Source organism: Fictibacillus sp. B-59209 (assembly GCF_036216745.1).
In the GTDB taxonomy this organism is placed as follows: Bacteria; Bacillota; Bacilli; order Bacillales; family Fictibacillaceae; genus Fictibacillus_C; species Fictibacillus_C marinisediminis.
This window is the reverse complement of record NZ_JARMMC010000002.1, coordinates 50194-72748: the sequence shown is the minus strand read 5'-3', so window position 1 is coordinate 72748 and position 22555 is coordinate 50194. Positions and strand designations below refer to the sequence as shown.

Annotated in this window: 21 protein-coding genes; 10 read left to right on the top strand and 11 right to left on the bottom strand. The window is 46.8% G+C overall.

Annotation, left to right across the window (positions count from 1 at the left end; genetic code table 11):
* Window positions 1–96 precede the first annotated feature (96 nt).
* Both manA and P4361_RS00765 read left to right on the top strand, forming a co-directional pair.
* Entirely contained in the window at window positions 97–1050 is a 954-nt protein-coding gene (gene manA, locus P4361_RS00770) for a mannose-6-phosphate isomerase, class I (RefSeq protein WP_328087851.1), read from the top strand.
* A gap of 132 nt (window positions 1051–1182) precedes the next feature.
* On the top strand, window positions 1183–2058 hold the full coding sequence (locus P4361_RS00765; protein WP_328087849.1) for an ROK family protein: 876 nt from the start codon (window positions 1183–1185) through the stop codon (window positions 2056–2058).
* 46 nt (window positions 2059–2104) lie between these two features.
* On the opposite strand, the gene P4361_RS00760 is transcribed toward P4361_RS00765, so the two are convergent.
* From P4361_RS00760 to P4361_RS00750, 3 genes are all read right to left on the bottom strand, one after another.
* The gene (locus P4361_RS00760; RefSeq protein ID WP_328087847.1) at window positions 2105–2242 is read right to left on the bottom strand and encodes a YvrJ family protein; all 138 of its coding nucleotides are present in this window, start codon (window positions 2240–2242) and stop codon (window positions 2105–2107) included.
* Window positions 2243–2314: 72 nt separating this feature from the next.
* A complete protein-coding gene (locus tag P4361_RS00755; protein WP_053356540.1) occupies window positions 2315–2533 on the bottom strand; it encodes a DUF2922 domain-containing protein in 219 nt (72 codons plus the stop codon).
* Between the two features lie 48 nt (window positions 2534–2581).
* The gene (locus tag P4361_RS00750) at window positions 2582–2797 is read right to left on the bottom strand and encodes a DUF1659 domain-containing protein (RefSeq protein ID WP_053356541.1); all 216 of its coding nucleotides are present in this window, start codon (window positions 2795–2797) and stop codon (window positions 2582–2584) included.
* A gap of 262 nt (window positions 2798–3059) precedes the next feature.
* Between P4361_RS00750 and P4361_RS00745 the strand changes: the two genes are divergently transcribed.
* On the top strand, window positions 3060–3566 hold the full coding sequence (locus P4361_RS00745) for a sigma-70 family RNA polymerase sigma factor (protein WP_328087844.1): 507 nt from the start codon (window positions 3060–3062) through the stop codon (window positions 3564–3566).
* A gap of 303 nt (window positions 3567–3869) precedes the next feature.
* Here P4361_RS00745 and P4361_RS00740 read toward each other — a convergent pair whose 3' ends face one another.
* Window positions 3870–5084, bottom strand: a complete 1215-nt coding sequence (locus tag P4361_RS00740) for an MFS transporter (RefSeq protein ID WP_328087843.1) — start codon at window positions 5082–5084, stop codon at window positions 3870–3872.
* A gap of 323 nt (window positions 5085–5407) precedes the next feature.
* Here P4361_RS00740 and P4361_RS00735 point away from each other — a divergent pair, with 323 nt between their 5' ends.
* The 4 genes from P4361_RS00735 (at window position 5408) to argH (ending at window position 10223) form a co-directional block, all read left to right on the top strand.
* Window positions 5408–5752, top strand: coding sequence for a winged helix-turn-helix transcriptional regulator (locus P4361_RS00735; RefSeq protein ID WP_053356546.1), 345 nt, complete (start codon window positions 5408–5410; stop codon window positions 5750–5752).
* 529 nt (window positions 5753–6281) lie between these two features.
* Window positions 6282–7580, top strand: coding sequence for a four-carbon acid sugar kinase family protein (locus tag P4361_RS00730; RefSeq protein WP_328087841.1), 1299 nt, complete (start codon window positions 6282–6284; stop codon window positions 7578–7580).
* Window positions 7567–8574: a 4-hydroxythreonine-4-phosphate dehydrogenase PdxA gene (pdxA, locus tag P4361_RS00725; protein ID WP_328087840.1), complete on the top strand. Its 1008-nt coding sequence runs from the start codon at window positions 7567–7569 to the stop codon at window positions 8572–8574. The genes P4361_RS00730 and pdxA (P4361_RS00725) overlap by 14 nt, the downstream gene beginning before the upstream one ends.
* A 140-nt stretch (window positions 8575–8714) precedes the next feature.
* The gene (argH, locus tag P4361_RS00720; RefSeq protein WP_328087839.1) at window positions 8715–10223 is read left to right on the top strand and encodes an argininosuccinate lyase; all 1509 of its coding nucleotides are present in this window, start codon (window positions 8715–8717) and stop codon (window positions 10221–10223) included.
* Window positions 10224–10316: 93 nt separating this feature from the next.
* On the opposite strand, the gene P4361_RS00715 is transcribed toward argH, so the two are convergent.
* Entirely contained in the window at window positions 10317–11192 is an 876-nt protein-coding gene (locus P4361_RS00715) for a LysR family transcriptional regulator (protein ID WP_328087838.1), read from the bottom strand.
* 114 nt (window positions 11193–11306) lie between these two features.
* Between P4361_RS00715 and P4361_RS00710 the strand changes: the two genes are divergently transcribed.
* Both P4361_RS00710 and P4361_RS00705 read left to right on the top strand, forming a co-directional pair.
* Window positions 11307–12290, top strand: a complete 984-nt coding sequence (locus P4361_RS00710; RefSeq protein ID WP_328087837.1) for a PhzF family phenazine biosynthesis protein — start codon at window positions 11307–11309, stop codon at window positions 12288–12290.
* Between the two features lie 31 nt (window positions 12291–12321).
* On the top strand, window positions 12322–12762 hold the full coding sequence (locus tag P4361_RS00705; RefSeq protein ID WP_328087835.1) for a hypothetical protein: 441 nt from the start codon (window positions 12322–12324) through the stop codon (window positions 12760–12762).
* A gap of 58 nt (window positions 12763–12820) precedes the next feature.
* Here P4361_RS00705 and brnQ read toward each other — a convergent pair whose 3' ends face one another.
* The 6 genes from brnQ to argS form a co-directional block, all read right to left on the bottom strand.
* Complete coding sequence (brnQ, locus tag P4361_RS00700) at window positions 12821–14179, bottom strand: branched-chain amino acid transport system II carrier protein (RefSeq protein WP_328087834.1); 1359 nt, start codon at window positions 14177–14179, stop codon at window positions 12821–12823.
* Between the two features lie 455 nt (window positions 14180–14634).
* The gene (locus P4361_RS00695; protein WP_328087833.1) at window positions 14635–15903 is read right to left on the bottom strand and encodes an MFS transporter; all 1269 of its coding nucleotides are present in this window, start codon (window positions 15901–15903) and stop codon (window positions 14635–14637) included.
* A 98-nt stretch (window positions 15904–16001) separates the two neighbouring features.
* Window positions 16002–17021: a 4-hydroxythreonine-4-phosphate dehydrogenase PdxA gene (gene pdxA / locus P4361_RS00690; protein WP_328087832.1), complete on the bottom strand. Its 1020-nt coding sequence runs from the start codon at window positions 17019–17021 to the stop codon at window positions 16002–16004.
* Window positions 17018–18337 carry a four-carbon acid sugar kinase family protein gene (locus P4361_RS00685; protein ID WP_328087831.1) on the bottom strand — a complete coding sequence of 440 codons (1320 nt, stop codon included), beginning with the start codon at window positions 18335–18337 and terminating at the stop codon, window positions 17018–17020. Before P4361_RS00685 ends, pdxA (P4361_RS00690) begins: the two co-directional genes overlap by 4 nt.
* Complete coding sequence (locus tag P4361_RS00680) at window positions 18334–19113, bottom strand: DeoR/GlpR family DNA-binding transcription regulator (protein ID WP_091009562.1); 780 nt, start codon at window positions 19111–19113, stop codon at window positions 18334–18336. The genes P4361_RS00685 and P4361_RS00680 overlap by 4 nt, the downstream gene beginning before the upstream one ends.
* Window positions 19114–19439: 326 nt before the next feature.
* Window positions 19440–21128, bottom strand: coding sequence for an arginine--tRNA ligase (gene argS, locus P4361_RS00675; protein WP_328087829.1), 1689 nt, complete (start codon window positions 21126–21128; stop codon window positions 19440–19442).
* A 408-nt stretch (window positions 21129–21536) separates the two neighbouring features.
* On the opposite strand from argS, the gene P4361_RS00670 reads away from it, so the two are divergent.
* Window positions 21537–22382, top strand: a complete 846-nt coding sequence (locus P4361_RS00670) for a DUF4405 domain-containing protein (RefSeq protein ID WP_328087827.1) — start codon at window positions 21537–21539, stop codon at window positions 22380–22382.
* The last annotated feature ends 173 nt before the right edge of the window (window positions 22383–22555 follow it).

The following is a 22555-nucleotide window of genomic DNA, read 5'->3' as shown; positions in this document are numbered from 1 at the left end:
GATAATCCTCCTCTCTACGTTTCACTATCCCCCAGGAATAATGTAAAATAGAAGCTGTATCTATTGTATTGGATGAAACTATGAGGGGATGTTGGTATGTACGCGGAACCGATTTTTTTGCAGCCGGTATTTAAAGACCGAATATGGGGAGGAACAAAGCTAAGAGAGACTTTCGGCTATGAGATTCCGTCAGAGACGACGGGTGAATGCTGGGGGATTTCTGCTCATACGAACGGTCCAAGCACTATATTGAATGGTCCGCTTAAAGGTTTGACACTGGACGAGGCGTGGCAAAAGCACAGGGGGCTTTTTGCCGGTCAGGAAGGTGACGACTTTCCGCTGCTCGTTAAAATTTTGGATGCAAAAACAGATCTTTCTGTTCAGGTGCATCCAGATGATGAATATGCACAGCGAGTAGAGCATGAGGCGTTTGGAAAAACCGAATGCTGGTATATCATAGATTGCGAGGAAGAATCCGAGCTCGTTTACGGCCATCATGCAAAATCCAAGGATGAGTTTCAGGCGATGGTAGACAACGGGCAGTGGGACAAGCTTCTCCGTAAAATAAAAATACAGCCGGGTGACTTCGTGTATGTTCCGAACGGCACCATTCATGCCATCGGGGCAGGGACGATGATCCTTGAAACCCAGCAGAGCTCTGACGTAACATACAGAGTTTACGATTATGACCGTAAAGACGCTCAAGGCAACACAAGAGATCTTCATATTAAGCAATCAATTGAAGTGGCGATGATTCCCCATGAGGACGCCCACTTCCAGCCTGTTGAAAACAAACAGGGAGATCTGACAGTGAAAAAACTGATCAAAGAATCCTATTTTACCGTTTACCACTGGGCATTAAACGGCACAGCGCTGGACCTGGAGAACCCTATGTATCTTCTAGTCAGCGTTCTTGACGGAGAAGGGGAGATCGAGACGCAAAATGGGACATCTTCGTTCAAGAAGGGAGACCATTTCATCGTTCCATCTACCGTAAAGAAATTCTCTCTTAAAGGAAACGCATCTTTCATAACATCACACAGCAGCTAAGAATTAACAGGGTGTCAGGCACCGCCATTACACAAGTGTGTAACGGCCGGTGCCTGGCACCCTCTCTTACATAAATGTCAAAAAGCGGTGCCTGGCACCAATAAGATGGCACCAATAATAGGAGGTAATGGAATGAGACTCGGAGCGATAGAGGCGGGAGGCACGAAGTTTATTTGCGGTATCGGTGATGAAAACGGAGAGGTTTTTGAGCGGATCAGCATACCGACAACCACTCCGGAAGAAACGATCGGCCAGGTGGTTGATTTTTTCCGCGATAAAGAGATCAGTGCGATGGGCATCGGATCGTTCGGACCTGTTGACCTAGACAAGAACAGCGAAACATATGGCTACATCACAAGTACTCCAAAACCGCAATGGGCCCAGTACGACCTGGTTGGAGAAATTCAGAAGCACATTCTCGTTCCGGTGGCTTTTGATACGGATGTGAACGCAGCCGCGCTCGGTGAACTGGAATGGGGAGCAGCGAAAGGCTTGGACTCCTGCATTTACATGACCGTCGGAACGGGCATTGGAGTCGGCGCCATCACAGAGAGCAAGCTGCTTCACGGTTTGACTCACCCCGAGATGGGACACATCTTAGTCAGACGACATCCCGAAGATCATTTTGAAGGTAGCTGTCCGTACCACAAAGACTGTTTGGAAGGAATGGCGGCAGGGCCGGCTCTTGAAAAGAGATGGGGCCAGAAGGGCATCGAGCTTGCAGGCAAAGAAAAAGTCTGGGAATATCAGGCCCACTATCTCTCCCAGGCTCTTGTAAACTACATTCTTATTCTTTCTCCGAAGAAGATGGTTCTTGGCGGAGGCGTGATGAAGCAGGAACAGCTTTTCCCTCTCATCCGCAAAAAAGTGCTGGATACGCTCAACGGCTATGTACAGCATCCGCAGCTTACCGAGGAAAACATTCAAGATTTCATCGTACCGCCGGGGCTGGGCGACAATGCCGGATTGTGCGGTGCAATTGCCCTTGCCAAAACTCTTCAGCAATAATTAAAAGCCTTGCTCTCCATATCAGGAGGACAAGGCTTTTTTTGTGCTATCTTTGCACCCGTTCGGCCAGGGACAGGATGGAGTGGTTCAGTGTATTCAATTTGCCTTCGATCCGGTGCAGAAGATACAGCGTCACCACCACTGGAAAGCCAACATCGCTTACGAAAGAGAGCCACGATTCCATTTTATTAACCTCCTATAAGCAGGATACCCCAACCAGCAAGACGGCCGATTGGGGTTTGTTCATACTGCGCTGTTATGGAAGAACGATATCGCTTGAAGTGCGGTCCGTGACCCGGGCGCCCTTCTTCTTCACATAATCTCCGCCGTTCGAAACGAAGATGTTCTGGGCGATGATGGTATCCATGGCGGCTTTGACAGCAGCCGGATCCACTGGTTCTTTCGGAGCATCAAGGGAAATCGTCACCGTTTTGTCCTGTTCGTTAAGGAACTGCAATTCCAACGTTTTAGCCATATTGGTATCCTCCTTTCCATAGAATCATGCCTGGTTTTTCATAGTCTTTTACGCATAAATGCTGTGTGAGTCATTGCGTTCAACAGAGATTAAAGGCAGCTGCTGAAGAGGGGAAAGAGCGTTTGCTACCGCATAAAGCTGATCAGCCGAAGCAGAGGTTTTTACGTTGGAAAAATTTTTGTTTTTGTACAGCTGCTTATCGCCATCCATCCCTGCATCAAACACCATGCGAAGCTGTGTATCCTGGATTGCTGTGGTTGCCATGTCCATCACCTCCTTTCACCTATAAATAGCAAGTTCCGTGAAAAAAGAGGCATCTCTATAAAAAATAAATGAAAATAACCAAACCCCTAATCATGACCTTTTGAAAACCTCCATTACCCCTCTCGAAAACATCATTTTCATCCCTTTTACCCGTACGGTTTTGCCCTTTTGATCATATGACAGCCTGAAAATGGAGCTTTATGTTTAGATTACCGGCGGAATAAAACGTAAGGCACGTGTCTTTTTTAAAGGATGAAATAAGATGAAAACCAGTTTCGAAAATCTCTCTCTTCAGTTCGATCCATTGATTAAATCGCAAATCCAGTCCCTTGGTGTTACCGGGCGTTATGATGAGTATTACCAAGTAGGACTTATTGGTCTTTGGGAAGCATTCAAGCGGTTTGACCAAAATAAAGGAGACTTTGGTCCATTTGCCTATCGCACGGTTAGAGGAAAAATGCTCGAGCAATTAAAAAAGGAAGCCAAATATAAAGCCGTACATGTCGGGTTCAGCATAGAGCTTACAGAAACCATACCCTTTGAAGGGGGCGTTCTTCCCCTTGAAAATGAAGTATTGGAGATGTATCTGTCAGATCTGACCCTGAACCAGCGGAAATGGGTGGTTAAAAAGATCTTCCTCCAGATGAAAGAAGCCGAAATTGCAGAGGAAGAGGGAGTGAGCATACACGCCGTAAAATCATGGAGGAAGCAAGCTCTATTGAAGCTTAGAAGCCGGGCAGAACGGCATGAGATTTACCAGCGGAAATGAACGGTTAACCCGCCAAAATAAGCAAAATACCCGCGAAAAGAATGTTATGTAAACTATCGACATCTCAGCACTGACCAAAATATACAAAAAAGGGGCTGTCCAAGAAGTCTGTAAGCTGTTGATTTCCGTTCCAGGCTACTCGCTTTCCGCGGGGCGTGCGGTGAGCCTCTTGGTGCAAGCACCAGCGGGAGTCTCACCTGTCACGCTAGTCCCGCAGGAGTCTCGCATCTTCCACTNNGATTTTTCAAGCCAAAAAGGGGCCGCCTGAAGGTCAATTTTCGACTTTCTGGACAACCCCTTTCCTTATTTCTTCACTGTTCTTCGTTCCAACGCTCCGCTCCATGCAGAGAGCAGGACAGCACCAACGACCATCAGTCCGCCAACCCATGGCGTATGAATCAAGCCGATGGAATCGACGACAAGTCCGCCGACGTAGGCACCAATTGCGATCCCGACATTAAACGCTGCAATGTTGATGGCAGAAGCTACATCGACAGCAGATGGAACATATTTTTCAGCCAATTGCACAACATATACCTGCAAGCCAGGCACATTCATGAATGCAAACAGTCCCATGATGACGATCGTTACTGTTCCGGCCACTTTTAGAGGAGCGGTAAAGAAAAGAACAAACATTACGATGGCCTGGATAACAAACATCCAAAGCAAGGCACGGATTGGATTCTTGTTTGCTGCTTTTCCACCAATCGTATTTCCGATGGCGATTGCTACCCCGTATACAAGCAGAATGATACTTACTGATTTAGGATGATAGCCTGTAATTTTTTCTAAAATAGGTGCCAAGAATGTAAAGGCTACAAATGTTCCGCCGTAGCCAAGCGATGTAATAGAAAACGCAAGAAGCAGTCTTCCGTTGGTGATCAGCTTGAATTGATCACTGAAAGAAGCTTTTGAAGCACTTTTTAAATTGTTAGGAATCAAAAATAGACTAGCGATAAAGGCGATGACACCAAGCAAGGCAACGGCAGCAAAAGTTGCTCTCCAGCCGAACGTCTGGCCGATAAAGGTTCCGAGCGGCACGCCGGTTACGGTCGCTACGGTAAGACCTGTAAACATGATAGCAATGGCACTTGCCCGTTTATTTTCCGGGACAAGATCAGCTGCAATGGTCGATCCGATTGAAAAGAATACGCCATGTGAAAAAGCAGTAATGACACGGGCTGCTAGCAATAAAGCAAAGCTGTGGCTTAACGAGGCCGCCGTGTTTCCGACAATAAATACGAGCATGAGAAGAAGCAAAAGTGTTTTCCGGTTTAAACGGCTAGTAACTGCAGTCAGAATGGGAGCACCGAATGCAACACCGAGTGCATAACCGGAAATGAGCAATCCAGCAAGTGTAATTGAAACATTTAAGTCATCAGCCAAAGAAGAAAGCAGGCCAACTGGCACAAATTCTGTTGTACCAATTCCGAATGCACTAATCGCAAGAGCGAGCAGCGCAAACGTTCCTTTTTTCTCTGATGGCTGGGTTTTATGTGAAACAGTATATGAAACCATAATAAATCCCCCTTCAACATGATAGAAATGAGTGTGGCCAGCATATCCATCGCACAGGCGCCCAATGTTCTGTACGGCTGACTAGGGTTATTATGGAGCATAGCGGAAGTATTGAGAAGTACGCACTTTCAGGTACCACAGCCACTTCTGGGTACGCTAGGAACCCGGTGGTGCTATAGGTACTTGAAGGTGCCTATACAGGAGGCATTGAAACAGAAGCAATCCTATGGTATGATACGAGAAGTCTTATACGGTTTAATATCGATTATAGGGTTCATTTTGAACTATAGTATAAAAAAGTAACTGTAAGAGGAGGAAGGCAAATGAAGAAATATAACATTCCGGTTGAAGCAGCATTGGAAGTGATCGGGGGCAAGTGGAAGGTCGTTATTCTTTGCCACCTTACAAAAGGAACAAAAAGAACGAGTGAACTGAAGCGTTCCATGCCTGGAATCACACAAAAGATGCTGACTCAGCAGCTTCGCGAGCTGGAAGCAGACGGTGTGATCGAACGCAAGATCTACCAGCAGATCCCGCCGAAAGTGGAGTACTATCTTACCGATTACGGCTGGTCCCTTCAGGAGATCCTCGATTCTCTGTGTGCATGGGGCGAGAAGCACATCGAACGCAACTACGACGACAAATCCCTTGTGTTAGTTGAGGGCTAGTTAACTATAATGGTGCCAGGCACCCGAATTACACACTTGTGTAATCCCGGTGCCTGGCACCATTCTTTTCTGGTCCTTTTGATGATGAATTGGAGTAAAAATGCTTTGTTTTTGCGTTCAGAACGTTACTTTCCATGTTCTGAACGCTTTTTTGTTGTGGTTTTTGCCTGCGGAGCGGGAATTTGACGGGGGAACATGCCTGTCAAATTCATTTACTGTCCAGATATCCACTTTTACTGTCCAAAAAAGGGTAAATACTGTCCAAACCAAGCCATTTACTGTCCAAAGTCGCACAAATACTGTCCAAACTCTAATTATGTAAACTACCTGCCCCTTCAAACCCCCTACTCCTCTTTCGTCTATTTCTTTAACAATGAGATGAATGGGAAAATCCAGTTTTTCCTTTGTCTGATCTTTTCATTTTGCCTCGGCTAAGTTAGCTTGAAAAATACGCTATACTAGGGGTAGTAATTTTTAGAATTTTAAAAAATGTACTGGACGTCATTCATTCATAAAGGAGTTTTCATCAATGCAATTATTTATTCTTGCCGATGACCTGACAGGCGCCAACGATTCGGGTGTCCAATTATCCAAACAGGGCTTCCGTTCAATCGTTTGGCTGGATCTTTCCCAATCACCGGATACTGCAGCAGATGTGGCAATATATGATACTGACAGCAGAGCTCTTAGTGAAAAAGAAGCCTGCAAACGTATCTTACAAGCGGCTTCCCACCTGAAGGAACGGGATGAAGTACATGTTTATAAAAAAATAGATTCTACTCTTCGCGGCAATATCGGTTCAGAACTGGCAGCGGTATATGAGGTGTTCAAGCCGGAAATGCTTGTTATTTCTCCCGCGTATCCAAAGTTAAACAGACAGACGATCAATGGCACCCAATATGTTGACGGCCGGCCTGTGGAAACGACCGAGTTTGGCAAAGATCCGAAAACACCGGTCACGGAGAGCCATATCCCAGCTTTGCTCGAGAAGTATGCTCATCAAAAAATCTTCGTCGTGAACAGTGTTCTGTTATCACGTTCGAAAGAAGAGGTTTTGGCCAAAATTTTAGAGTCTTTGGATGAGGGGATATCCTGGTTTGTCTGTGATGCTGAAACGGATAAGCATTTGGAGAAAGCGGCTTATGTTTTTTCTGCATTAAATAAAAAAACCGTGTGGGCAGGATCAGCTGGCCTGATCGAGTACCTTCCAGCTGTTCTTGGTCTAGCAGCTCAACCACAGGGTTTAGGAGAAAAGCTCAATGTGAGCCAGACCCTTACTGTCTCGGCGAGCTTATCACAAACGACAAAAGGACAGCTAGGAAAGGTTGGTATAATGCCTGACTCCCTGATGTTGGAAATGGATCCGTCAGAACTTATCAGGAAGACGTATGATCTGCAGAGCCTGATCGAAAAAATAAAACAGGTTCCAGAAAAACGCCATCTTGTCCTTTATGTAGATGGCTCAGATGAAAACCGTTCAGCAGCTCAGGAGCTTGGCAGGGACTTGGGTTTGCATAAAAATCAGATCGGGGAAATTATTTCAAGGGAGCTTGGCATCATCGCGCGTTCTTTGCTTAATGGGGTGTCTTCAATTGAAGGATTGGTGCTTACAGGCGGAGATACGGCCAAGGCGGTCTGTTCGGAAGTTGGGTTGTCCCAAATGGAACTGCGGTCTGAGGTGGAGCCAGGGCTTCCGTTAGGAATAGCAAGTGATGAAAAACGCCGGTACTGGACGGTTACAAAGGCCGGCGGATTCGGCAATGAAAATTCTTTAGCCCATGCGTTGAAACATATGACAGGAGAGGTGTTAGAGCATGAATCAAAATAAAAGTATGGTCGGAATTACAATGGGAGATGCTGCAGGTGTGGGTCCGGAGATCATTCTGAAAAGCCTTGCAAGCACAGAAATCTATGAATTATCTCGTCCGTTTGTCATTGGCGACACCCGAATTCTTGAGCGGGCAAAGAGCTATGTGAATAGCCACCTTACAGTTCAAACGATTACGGAAGACGAACTTGAAAACTTGAATTTTACACATGGTACGGTGTATTGTCTGGATTTGAACCTGGTGCCTGAAGATCTTCCGGTTGGGCAGGTTTCGCCTATTGCTGGTCATGCCGGTTTTGAATATTTAAGCAAGGCGATTGACCTTGCGAATAAAGGAAAGATTGATGCGATTTGTACTGCGCCTTTAAACAAAGAAGCATTGCATAAAGGTGGCCATAAGTATCCGGGCCATACTGAAATATTGGCCGAGCTGACGGGAACAGATGAATTTTCCATGATGCTTTCGGCTCCTAACTTAAAAGTCATTCATGTTACCACTCATGTCGGTATCATCGATGCCGTAAAAATGATTAATCCTGAGCGGGTCTATCGTGTTATTAAGCTTGCGGACGAGACGTTGAAGAAATCAGGAATTGAGTCGCCAAAGATCGCAGTCTGCGGAATTAATCCGCATGCTGGGGAAAACGGTCTGTTCGGATACGGTGAGGAAGATGAGAAAGTAATACCGGGAGTGCAAAAGGCACAAAGAGAAGGCGTTAATGTCGTTGGCCCCCTTCCTGCTGATACACTATTTTTCCGCACGGTCCGCGGTGATTTTGATATTGTCGTCGCCATGTATCACGATCAGGGCCATGGACCGGTCAAAGTATTGGGACTGGATGCAGGCGTAAATATCACAGTCGGATTGCCTATTATTCGGACGAGCGTGGACCACGGAACCGCGTTCGACATTGCAGGTAAAGGTATAGCAGATGAAAAAAGCATGACCGAAGCGCTTCGTCAAGCAGTGGAATTGGCTCCGAAGAGGCCATAGTATAGATAGTAATTCAGCATCTCCTGCTTGTTCACAAGCAGGAGGTGCATTTTTGTCTTCATAACCCATCAATCCGCTGCTTCATAAGATGGTGTATCTACTTGATTGAACGCTCTCTCTAAAAACAAGGAGGAAAAAAAGTGAAAACTAGGGATGAATTCATCCACGAAGATGGCAGCTCGTTCCCCGGCAAGACCTATGAGGAACATCTCCTGAGGCACGTTTTTAATGATCAGCGGGATTATTTGTTTGCGGAAATGTTCGCGATTCACAGGGCGCATGTGGTCATGCTGGCTGAACAGCAGATCCTGGCGAAAGATGAGGCAGGAGCGATTCTTTCAGGTGTGGAAAAGGTACGGCAGATCGATTTCCGCAAGCTGGATTATGATCCTCTTTATGAAGATTTATTTTTTATGATGGAAAGCCGGCTTGCAGAGGAAATAGGTGCCGACCTTGCAGGAAAGGTTCATATTGCGAGGAGCCGTAATGATATGGGAGTAGCGATGTACCGTCTTGTTCTGAGGAATCATATACTTACACTCATTCAAAACACACTCTTGCTCGGCGAGGCCCTCCTGGAGCAGGCGAAGGAACACGCCGGAACGGTCATGACCGCCTATACCCATACACAGCCGGCTCAGCCGACTACGCTCGGCCACTATCTGCTGGCCATCTATGATGTCGTCATAAGAGACATTCATCGCCTATGGTCCGCGTATGAAGGAGTTAACCGTTCACCCCTGGGCGCCGCTGCCCTTTCCACGACAAGCTTTCCAATCAGCCGCGACCGGGTCCGAGAACTTTTAGGGTTCAGTAGTATTGTAGAGAACTCCTATGATGCCATTGCTGGCGGAGACTATCTGCTGGAGACGGCAACTGCAGTCATGACACTCATGATCAACACAGGCCGCTGGATCCAGGACCTGCTTCTTCAGGCGACCCGGGAATTCGGGGTCATCCGTGTTGCCGATCCATACGTACAGATTAGCAGCATCATGCCGCAAAAGCGGAATCCAGTGTCGATCGAGCATTCCAGATCCCTTGCCAGTTCAGCGGCCGGTGAAGCGATGTCAGCCATCCAGATGATTCATAATACACCGTTTGGAGACATCGTGGACACGGAAGACGACCTGCAGCCTCATCTGTATCGAAGCTATGAGAAGGCATCACGGGTATTGCAGCTCATGCATGCCGTCATCCGGACGATGGAGGTTGATGCAGAAAAGATCGGCAAGCGTGCGAACCAATCATGCATTACGATTACAGAACTTTCAGATGTGCTGGCTCGAGATAAAGGTGTCCCGTTCCGAAAAGCGCACCAGATCGCGAGCGCCGTTGCGAAACAGTGTACATCAGCAGGAAAAGAATTGAACGATATTGAGGTGGAAGCAGCGAACGAATGGATCAGCAGCATCTATCCTGCAGTTTTGTCGGAAGAAGAGTGGAAGGGAATCGTCTGTCCACGTGAATTCGTCAAACGCCGCAAGATTCAGGGCGGACCTAATCCGGACGAAGTAAAGCGGATGATTGCGGAGCGTGAGGAAGACCTTTTCAATATGGAAAAGACCCTTCAAAACGAAAAAGAATGCTTGCTCCAGGCGGATCAATCTCTGGATATTGCCGTGCAAAACTTGATCGCAGCAAAATAAGCTCTCCTTCGCCGGAGAGCTTACGGCTGCAATAAATGATGCATGATCCTGTCCCGGTCATTAAAAAATTGCTTCATGAATCACAGTAAAAACTCAGTTTTTTATGAATGATTTTTTTGCCAGTTCAATAAAAGCTTCTGCAGCCGGAGAACACCGTTCGAGAGAGTTGACGGCTAAGCCGATCGTCCGGTAACAGTTTTCTTTCATAGTGACTGCAGCAACATTTTTTCTTGTATCGCCCTGCAAAACCAGTTCAGGGACGATGCTTACTCCCAACTCCTTTGCCACCATAGCCATAATCGTTTGGTTATCTGCAATTTCGCAAAATATCTGGGGCAGGATTTTGTTCTCTTTAAAAAGCCCCTTGATCAACTCATCACAGCCTGCTTTGGGCATGATAAAAGGTTCATCGCTGATTTCATGGATACTGATCTTTTTCCTCCTTTTCAGTTTGTGGCTGTCAGGGAGGAGGATATAAAGGTGATCCTCCATAAGCGGGATAAAATCAAGGCTCTCTGAGGTTGAAGACGTCAGAAAACCGATATCAATCTTTCCTGAAGTGATCATTTGTTTGATTTCCTCGTATCCTCCTTCGTATATTTCTGTTTGAATCCCCGGAAAGGCTTGATGAAACTGCTTTAAGATAGAAGGCAAAAGACTAGCCGATACACTTGGAAATGTACCGATGCGGATTGTTCCGATTTTTAAACCGTTCAGCAGACCTGCTTCTTGTTTCATTCGTTCTGACAAATCCAGAATCTCCTGGATGTATTCCATCATCCTTATTCCTTCGTTCGTTAACGTTATGCCGCTGCGCCCTCTGTTCATCAGCGTTAATTCCAGTTCTGTTTCTAATCCCCGGATAGCATGGCTGATCGCCGATTGGGTAAGCCCCAGCTTTTCTCCTGCTCTTGTAAAACTTTCTGTCTCTACAACCGTTTTTAAAACCTCATACTGAAGCAATGTCATACAGTTCACACCTCAATGCATTAATATTTTTCATGATTTATATTATAAACATTCATTTGATTAATGTTAACTGCCATCATATGATGAGAGCAAGAACACTTGAGGAGGATAAAGATGAAACCTTTAACGTATACGCTTGTAGACGTATTTACCGACAAGCCTTTCAGCGGGAATCAACTGGCTGTTTTTCTGGATGACACCGGCTTAACGACAGAAATGATGCAAATGATAGCGAGAGAACTGAATCTATCGGAAACGGTATTTGTTCAGTCTCCAAGCAATCCTGCAAACGATAAAAAGCTGCGCATTTTCACACCGGATGTGGAGCTCCCGATGGCTGGACATCCGACCCTTGGCGCAGGCTATGTGATGGCTCATATGGGCTTGCTTGAGGCTTCTGAAGGTAAGAATGAGTGGATTTTTGAAGAAGGTGTTGGAGATATTCCTGTTACGGTATATATGGAGAATGGACGTGTATTAAACGTTGAAATGAATCAGCCGATGCCACTATTCGGGGAATATTTTGAAGACAGAGCATTGGCGGCAAAATTGCTTTCTCTTTCTCCGGAAGATGTAACGGGTGAGCTGCCAATCCGAACGGTATCAACCGCAGTACCATTCTTATTTATCCCTGTTCGTTCCCTTGATGCGATGAAAAGAATCAACTTCCGGACAGACATTTGGGAAAAGTATTTTAGCCAAAACCCTTCGACGAAACACATTTTCGCGTTTACAGCGGAAACAGAAATGAAGGATTCCACTGTACACAGCCGGATGTTTGCACCGGCGATGGGGATACCTGAAGATCCTGCGACAGGGGCAGCGAGCGGCCCATTAGGTGCCTATATTGTTGAGCATACGGACATTGCCCAGAATCAACAAGGAGTTTATCGTATTCGAAGTGAACAGGGATTTGAAATGGGAAGACCAAGCATCATTGATATTACGATTCGCAAAGAAAAGGAGTATGAGGAAGTTAAAATTGGCGGCTGCAGCGTCATCATGGGTTCAGGAGAGCTGCTGACCCAGTCAGAAGTAATACACGATTCAGTTGGTGAGCATTCCCCCAGGCCGCACATATACTGGCAAGAAAGCTGAATTTCTTAAACATAAAGGGGAGCAAGCAGCAATGATAACCTTACCAGTTCCATCGAGATGGGGAATCAGTGCGGATGTCGGCGGCAGGCCGCTCATCTGGGGAACGGTCGTCCTCAACTCCATAGAAAACAATAAAATAATGGGCACCCTCAATTTTCGGGGAGTTCCGGTTCCAATTCAGGGATATTGGACCGAAAATACAAGACAGATCTCTTTTGATTCACCTTATGCCACCTTTTCAGGCAATCTGTTCATTTATGACGACCCCTCGATTACCACACGCCATTATCTGATCAACGGACGTCTTTACATGAAGCCGACATCTATGCTGGCGGGTGAATATGGAACATGGGTAGCTTCAACGAATGCCTATTTAAACGGCGGGAGCGGGCAATCATCCCAGCAGAATCAGGCACCTCCAGCCGGGGCTTTTACGACCTCTGATTATGTTGAAGATGCACCCGACCGGTGAAAGGAACACAAAAAAGCTGAATGAGATTGCTCATTCAGCTTTTTTATATCTAATTTGATTATGAAACTTTTCTGGTTTCTTTATGAGAATGAAGAACCGTATCATTCGATCTTACAAGACTAACAGCATAGCCCAGGAGAGCTCCAACGATTGCCGGCAGAATCCATCCAAGCCCTGTGTCATAAAGAGGGAGGATGTTTGAGAAAAAGGAATTCACACCATCTATCGATAGGTTAGCTGCATTTAATCCATCAAATAGACTAACGATAAAGGTAAACAGCAAGCTTCCTTGATACACTTCTGAGCGCCCTTTAAAGAGGTTGTGGGCGAAGCTTAAGAAAATAAGCATGATGGCCAGCGGATAGATCGCTGTCAGCACAGGAACTGAGATGGCGATCAGCTCGTTCAATCCGAGATTTGCTGTTAATGCACTGAAAGAGGAAAGAATAACAGCCAATGCTTTGTATGAGATTTTCGGAAAAACACTGTGAAAATAAGCGGAACATGCTGTAACTAATCCAACACTGGTTGTCAGACATGCTACTGTGATCATGAGTCCGAGAAATACATTCCCGAGAGAGCCGAAATAGTAATTGGCTACAGCTGATAAAACTTCTCCGCCATTGCTTAAATGGCCAAGTTCAGAAACACTGGAAGCTCCCATGTACGATAGGGAAGTGTACACGATCGCCAATACAGCAGCTGCAATGGTAGCTGCCTTTGCACAAGTTCTTGCGATGACTTTTTTATCGCTGCCTCTTTTTTCTTTGATGGCATTGATGATGATAATACCAAAAACGAAGGCAGCCAATGTATCCATCGTCAGGTAACCTTCCTGAAATCCTTTAAAGAAGGAGTTTTGAACAAACTCTTTCGCAGGCGCCTGAATCGGGCCGATCGGATGAATGAAGGCAGCGGCTACTAACACTCCGATGAACGAAAGCTTAAGCGGCGTTAAAATCTTACCTACGATATCAACGATCTTTGAAGGATTAAGTGAAAGGGCACATGTGATACTGAAAAAGACGACCGTGAAGATGAGAAGCGGCAAATGACCGCTGTTCTCTGGCAAAAAGGGCTTAACACCAATCTCAAAAGAAACACTTCCTGCTCTTGGCAAAGCAAAAAGAGGACCGATTGCTAAATAAAGAACAAAACTATAAAGAGCACTGAACCAAGGGTGTACACGATTTCCCATCGCCCGGAGGTCGTCGCTGCCGGAAATTCCGAAAGCAAAAACACCGAGCAGCGGTACACCGACTCCAGTAATCAAGAAACCGGCTGTCGCAATCCAGACGTTGGTTCCTGCAGTTTGTCCGAGCATTGCTGGAAAGATTAAGTTGCCTGCTCCAAAAAAAAGAGCAAATAACATGAGGCCGATAACCAATGTATGTGAAGACTGAGCTTTAGTAGACACGAAAAAAACCTCCGAATAAGAATATTGTGAATATTTACTTCATGTCGATTTATGTCGAATCTTGTGTCGAATTCATTATTCGATAATAACATGCTTAAATAATTTTTTTCAAGGGTAAATGCAAAAGATTTTAGTAAATTTCAATTTTTCTTTTTTTGAAAGCCTTTTTACATAATGGCTAACCATTCATTGTTGTTCTTGGGAGTGGTTGATTTCCGCTTCAGGCTGCTCGCTTTCCGCGGGGCGTGCGCTGAACCCCTCGGCGCAAGCGCCTGCGGGTTTCACCTGTCACGCTCGTCCCGCTGGAGTCTCGCACCTTGCACTCCAATCAACTAATCAATGAAGGTTATTTACAGAAACGTTCCTAAAGCAACAATCTTCTAGAAAATACCCGACAAAAAAGAGGCTGGTTTCTTAACGCGGAGAACCGCATGTAAGAAACCAGCCTTGAAATGCTACGAGATTTTATTGATTTTTGGCTTGTCTGATGAAGCCTTCTGGCTGGCCTGGATGGACCGTCCCAGAATAAGTGTGATGATGGCAGCAAGTACGAGTGAAGCAGCCAGGAAATAGAATCCGGCATGGAAGCTGCCTGTTAAGTCTTTAAACAGCCCGACAAATTTTGGGCCGTTATAGCCGCCGAGGTTGCCAATGGCGTTTTGCAGGCCGAGAGCCGCACCGACAATGCCTGCAGGAATGATCGCTGTAGGAATCGCCCAAAGTGGTCCGTACGGCGCATAGACACCAATCGCTGTAATGGATAACAAGATCATCTGAAGGGCGGGTGATTCCACAAATTGTCCGGCTACCATCGCAGCAGCACCAATCAGCAAAGGAATGACCACGTGCTGCACCCGGTTCATGCGCCGGTCGGACCAATAAGAGTTAAGGACCATTCCTACCAGTGCGAAGGTAAACGGAATCGCCGTCAGCCAGCCCATGACTGCAGAGTCTTTCGTAAATGTGCTGACCACGCTCGGTACCCACAGGGTGTATCCGTAGAAGCCGGTCATCCAGAAGAAATACATAACGACGAGTCCCCATACGGTCATGTTCTTAAATGCTGCACCGTATCCGGATGATTTTACGGCGCCCTTTTGTTCATTTTGAAGTTCAGCCGTCAGCTCGTTCCGTTCCTTGTCACTCATCCATTTGGCCTCAGAAGGCTTATCTTTGACCATGGCATACCAGACGAACGCCCAGATCAGCGGTGGTACACCTTCCAAGATCAGAACCGTCTTCCAGTCGAAATGTTTAAGCAAAAGGCCTGACAGGGGAGCCATCAGCATGGCGGATACAGGCAGGCAAGCCATCCAGAACGCATTGGCTCTTGCTCGTTCTTTAAGGGTAAACCAGTTGGCGAGCAGGACAAGCACAGCCGGCCAGACCCCGCCTTCCGCAACTCCTAAAAGAAAACGGACGAATTTCAGCTGGCCTTCTGTCTGAACAAAGCCTGTTGCCATCGCGGCAAGGCCCCACAGGATCATGAGAATGAAGATAAACTTTTTCGCTGACCATTTCGTGGCCAAAATGCCTCCGGGAATCTGCAGGATCAAATAACCGACAAAGAAAATTCCGGCAATATCCCCGGCGGCTGACGAGGAAATGTCCAAATCTTTTTGAATATAAGGCATCAGGACACCAATATTGATTCTGTCCATATATGCGAGCATGTACATGATAAATGCGACCGGGATGATCTTACCCCATTTTGCTGAAGCCATCGTAACCCCTCCTGTTTTTAAATTGTTGAAAAAGAAACCGTTTACATTAGTTTTTGGAAGAAGAGAGAGGCGGTGATTCCTCTCTCGTTTTTCTAAAATCAGACCTTCAGTGTACGGAAATGAACAGAATATTGAGCAGCCAGCTTGATTGCTTCCTCCATGCTGACAGAGCCCGCGATCCCTTGGCCTGCAATGTCAAACGCTGTGCCGTGGTCGACTGATGTACGAAGGAACGGCAAGCCATTGGTGATGGAGATCGTACGTTCAAAATCGGTCATCTTAGCGGCGATATGCCCCTGATCATGATAAAGGGAGAGCACTGCATCATATTTTCCGTGAAGTGCCTGATGGAAAACAGAATCTGCAGGGACAGGGCCAAATGCATTGATGCCTTGCTGCTTCGCACGCTCAATCCCCGGGCCGATCTCATCCAGTTCTTCCGAGCCGAACAGTCCATGCTCACCGCTGTGAGGATTCAGGCCGGCTACCGCCATTTTTCTACTTTCAATTCCAAGACGCTTTAGTGCTTCGTCACAGCGGACTAAATAATCATGCACACGGTCAGCAGTAATCTGGCCGATCGCATCCTTCAGTGATAAGTGTCGTGTCAGGAAGAAAATCCGCAATGAACGCACTTCAAACATGGTTAGCGGATCGTCTACACCCGTTAGGCCGGCAAGCATTTCGGTATGTCCGATATACGGCACTTCTGCGGTTTTCAAGGATTCTTTATTAATCGGTGTGGTGGCAATGGCGTCAACCTGCCCATTGTTGGCAAAGGCAATGCTTTTTTCAATATAGTCAAAAGCGGCTTGGCCGCACATCGCCTGAACCTTTCCGATCTTCAGCTGGCTGATATCTATATTCTCAAGATTAACAATATCGATTGTTCCGAATTCATATTTTCCTTCTGCGGGGTCATTGATGGGATTCAGCCCAAGAGAAACACCAGCAAAGGTCATCGCCTGTTCAACAACGGAGGCTGTCCCGATCAGAACAGGGCGGCAAAGGTCATAGATTTCCTTTTTTGCGAGTGCCTTAACACTGATTTCAGGCCCGATTCCAGCAGGATCCCCCATAGGAATGGCAATGATTGGTTTAGCAGTATATTGTGTCATGATAATATCTCCTTTTCATTTGTCATTTTTGTGAGCTGCCGCTGTAAAAATAAAACGGATTCTGTAATCGCAGATTCACTGCCTACCAGGCCGCCTTTTGTTACGACAGGCAGGCCGTCGAGGTAGCCGCCGATAAACCTTCCGTAGGCGGCTAGAGGAAACACCTCGTCAAGCAGCTGAATGCCATGGGTTTTGCCGGCGGCGCATATTGAAGCGGTCACATCTCCTCCGCTTGAAAAACATCCGCTGATGCTCGTTCTGCTTTTTTGGATGATTCTCTGGCTGATGATGGCAAGGCCGTCTGTAATCCTTCTGGCAAGTGATGCTTCGGTTGTGAGCTGCTCTTTGGCAATTGCCTGAAGATCAAGAAGCGGGGCATCCTCCTGGAACGTCGTAACCAGCACAACTGCTTGTTCCTCCAGCAGCCGCAGCCCTTCGTTCATTCCTCTTAAAATTTCTGCGTCTCTTTCTCCATTCTCATCCCTTGCCAGTTTTAAAGGATCGATATAAACGGTATGCAGCGGCAGGTTTTCAGCCAGATGATGAATCTGCTTTCCGGTTACCGACGTACAGCTGCCGATCGTGAGCAAAATCTTCGGTGTGAAGGGAGAACCGCTGTATTTTTCCTTTACATAAGCGGCAGTCAGCGGTCCCGGATCGACAGGAACGAACGTCACATCCAGAGCCGCCATCGCTTTGGCGACAGCTTCTATCTGTTCTTCATTCACGGCGTCTGCTACGATGACCCGGCTGCCATCACTGATTTTTTCCTGAAGGCAGGAAGTGAGCTGGAACGATCCTTGCAGGACTTCATTCATCTCCAGGGTGGCCACAGGCTTGGCGCATTGTCTGCTAATAATGGAAGGAACGTGCGACTCGTTCAGCGGTGCTTGCGGATCCTTAGCCACGTCGGTTTCCTGGACTGGCGTGCCGTTCACAAGCAGATAGCCTCCAACGGTTGTTCGTCCAGACACAGGGTAGGACGGCATAACGACGGCAACGGAATCTTCTCCCAAAGCATCCAGGCAGGCATCGATTTCACCGCCAATATTTCCTCGGCCTGTACTGTCGATGCGTTTGCAAAAGAGCTCTACGCCCTGTCCCGACAGGCTGCTGATAATATCTGAAACTCGTTTGTACGCTACGTGCTTCGGGGTGTAGCGGCTGTCAGTGTCAATGCAGATCGCGTCATAGTTATAGGCCGTTTGCGGGGAGAAGCCATGCAGGATGGTTGCTGTTGATATACCTTGTTTGGTCAGAAGTACTCCCGTCGCGTTGGCGCCTGTCAGATCATCGGCGATCACTGCAATTCTCATCCATGACTCACCTCGTTTTCTTTTACGGTATATATGGAGGTTATTTCTCCATATCGCACCGTATCTTCAGGGGTTAACTCTGCATCGGTGATGATGCCTTCTATCTTTTCAAGAGAACATACTTGTGAAAAAGAGCTTTTGTTGAACTTTTGAGAGTCTGCTACGACCCAAGTTGTAGTGGCTGCGTCAGCCATCAATCTCTTAATCAAGGCTTTTTCCATTGTTGGAGCGGTCAGCCCTTTTTCAAGATTGATAGCGTGCGTGCCCATGAATAAAAGGTCGACTCGGATCTGATTAAGCAGGTCCTGTGCATGAGGGCCCACGAACGAGCCAATTCCTCTTTGCAGGGTGCCGCCCGTACAGATGATCTCCGATGGACTTTCAATCAGTTCAGCGGCAATCTTCAGATCGTTGGTCACAATCGTTAAGTCGTCTCTGGATTTGATCACTTTGGCAATCTCCAGAGTGGTTGTCCCGGAGTCTAATAGAATCTGTGCCCCCTCCGGAATCAGGCTTGCCGCATACTTGGCGATCAGGTGTTTTTGGTTCACCCTCGTCATCGATTTGTTTTGATAGGGGGTCTCCGGAATGAGCGGGTTCACCGCAACAGCCCCTCCGTGGGTCCGGATGACTTTCCCTTCCTTTTCTAACTGGGCCAGATCCCTTCGGATCGTCATACCAGAAACGTTCAGTTCTTCAACCAGCTGTTCAATTTGAACTTTTCCTTCTTTATCGGTTCGTTTTAAGATTTCTAGTTTTCGTTCTAACGGGAGCATGTTGTTCATCCTTGTCATAATCTTTTGTTCAATTATGTTACTTTATGTTCATTTATGCAAGAGTTTTTTCGGAATATTTATAAAAAGGCTGTTTTCTTAGCCTATGTTGTCCTTGGAAGTGGTTGATTTCCGTTCCAGGACGCTCGCTTTCCGCGGGGCGTGCGCTGAACCCCTCGGCGCTGGCGCCTGCGGGTTTCAGCTGTCCCGCTCGTCCCGCTGGAGTCTCGCACCTTCCACTTCAATTAACTTTTCATTGAAGATTTTTCAAGCCAAAAAGGGGCTGCCTGAAGGTCAATTTTCGACTTTCTGGACAGCCGCTTTAAGCGTTACATTTCATCAGGGGCTTTAATGCCGAGGAGGCACAAACCTTCTTTTAGTACGATGGTTACGGCATTGACGAGTGAGACACGGCTTGCGAGGGTTTCATCCTCCTCAAGCACTCTAATGTGGCTGTAAAATGCATTAAACTCCTGAGCCACGTCGATCAAGTACTTGGCAATCTGGGAAGGTTCATAGAGTCTGAGACTTTTTTGAATGACCCTGGGAAACGCCATGAGCGTTTTTACCAGCTCCCAGCTGTAGTCGTCTTGCAGTCCGGTGTTCATTTCGCTCACATTTCCGGCCTTTTGTAAGATCGAACAGGCCCGTGCGTGTGCATACTGAACATACAGACCTGTTTCCCCTTCGAATTTCAGCATATCTTTAAGTGAAAACTCGATATTGTTCAGTCTTTCGTTCTTCAGATCGTGAAAGATAATAGAACCAACACCGATCTGTTCAGCCACTTTCTCTTTGTTGGAAAGGCCAGGGTTCTTCAGCTCGATATTTTGTCTGGCTAGCGTAATCGCTTCTTGGATGACTTCTTCTAAAAGTACGACTTTGCCTTTTCGGGTCGACATTTTTTTACCGTCTTTTAAAATGAAGCCGAACGGGATATGGATCATCTCCTCGGCCCACTGATAGCCCATCTTTTTAAGAACAAGGATGATTTGCTGGAAGTGCAGGCTTTGCTCGTGTCCGACGACATACAAGTTTTTTGCAAAATGATAGGTTTCCTGGCGATAGAGGGCTGCCGTCAGGTCCCGGGTCGCATAGATGGTAGCGCCGTCCGACTTCTTAATGAGGCAGGGCGGGAGGTTGAACTCATCAAGGCGGACAACCTCCGCACCGTCAGATTCCGTAAGCAGCCCTTTTTCTTTTAATAGAGTCACCGTATTTTCCATCTTATCGTTATAAAATGCTTCGCCATTGTATGAATCAAACTCAATATCCAGCAGCGAGTAGATTTTTGAAAATTCCTTGAGGGATTCCTCACGGAACCATTTCCAAAGGGCTGTCGCTTCCTCATCTTTTTCCTCGAGCTTTTTAAACCAGTATCGCGCTTCATCCTCAAGGGCAGGCTGTGTTTCAGCTTCCTTATGAAATTTCACATAAAGGCTGAGAAGCTCTTTGATCGGATTCTCCTTCACCGTATCCTCGCTGCCCCATCGCTTGTAAGCCACGATCAGCTTCCCGAATTGTGTTCCCCAGTCACCGATATGGTTGATGCGGACAGGCTTGTAGCCGCATTTTTCGGTAATGTTGGCGATTGCGTTTCCGATGACGGCCGAGCGGAGGTGCCCCATGGAAAAAGGCTTGGCGATGTTCGGAGAGGAGAGGTCGATCGTAATGTGTTCTCCGCTGCCCTGTTTGGCTGATCCGTAATGGCTGCCTTGTTCAAGAATCTCTGTGACGATCTCCTTGCTGACCATTTCTCTTTTATAAAAGCCGTTCATGTAGGGACCTTGTGCTTCCACTTTTTCAAAAAGCGGGGAGCTGATTTTGGATGCGAGTTCGGACGCGATGAGCTGGGGCGCTTTTTTTAGCGTTTTTGCAAGAGTGAAACAAGGGAAGGCGATATCTCCTTGCACCGAGTGCTTCGGTATTTCGATCAGCTTTTCAATATCTTCTGTACCTGGCACATCCTTAAGCTGATGTGAGATAAGTTGGGCAAATTCCTTTTTGAGCTCCGACATAGTGTTCGACCACCTCTTGTAATCATTTTTATGGAAAAATAAAAAAATCCCGTCTCTAAAAAATTTTAGAGACGGGATGTATGACCCGCGGTACCACTCTTATTGTTCAAAAAAGAACCTGCTTTGGCGTTGATAACGGGGTTCTCCCCGGCCGCCCTACGGATTACTGGTTCAGGCTGGCTCCTCAGAAGTGCGGTTCATCGTACAGCATCCGCCAGGCTTTCACCGTCCCTGACTCGCTTTTCTCTGCATGCAGGATTACTCTCTTCCTCATCGAAAATGTGTTGTTTTTTAGTGATTATAAAGAAGAAGGAGAAAGAAAGCAACCAGATTTTTCAAAATTAAGGTTATCTTAAGGAAACCCGTTTAAAGTTGCTCCTATAAAGAAATGGACAGGAGTGATGAAAGATGAAAAAGCTCAATTATGTAAAGTTTGGTTTGGACTTGGCGATGAGTATTACGTTTGTTTTGCTGTTTAACAAGAGAGTGTTTGGCGGGATGACCTTTCACGAAGTGGCAGGAACGGCGATCGGGGTTGCGTTTCTGACTCACATGGCCTTGAACTGGCGATGGATCAAGAATGTTTCTTTGAAACTACTCGATAAGAAATTGCCAGGAAAAACACGGTTTAGCTATGGATTAAATCTTGTACTGTTAGTATGTATGACCATCATTATTGTAAGCGGAATTTTTGTTTCAAGGGTGCTCTTTCCCAATATCAATATAGGAAATAAAGGCTGGTTTAGGCTGCTGCACATATCGTTATCGTTCTTGACCTTGATCATTGTGGGAATTCATGTCGGCATGCATTGGAAATGGGTCATCAACGTCTGGAACCGCATCTTTTCCATTAAGGAACCGAAACAATGGATGGGCTGGGCGGCTAATGGAGCGATGGCAGTTGTTCTGCTGTTTGGTGTCTTTCAGATCTATGAAACAGGGTTTATTTCACGGTCGGTGAGTGTGTTCGGCATCTTTTCAAGCGGCGGGCAGCCGGCGATGGCTGAAGGTGGCAAGGGGGCATTCGGGCAGAGGCCTGACATGGATGGAGACGGCGGCGGACAGGGATTCGGCGGACCGCGTCCTGGAGAGCAGGCAAGCGGAACGAGTGATGGCGGTCAATCGGGAAGTCCGGCACCGGGATCGTTCAGCAAGGGAGAACGGCCTTCTGGATTCGATGGTGACGGTGATATGGGAGGCGGACGGAACGGGAAGACTTTGGAGGCCGGGAGCATGGCTTCGGGGGCGATGTGAGCGCCCTGTTTGTTATTTCTACGTATACCGGGATCATGGCGGTCTTCGCCGTGCTGGCTTACTATATTGGCAAGTTTTTTTTGGGATGAAGGAAGAGGTTGAGTTAATGGAGGGTGTCAGGCACCACGTTTTGACATATGTCAAAAGCTGGTGCCTGGCACCTTTTCTGTTAT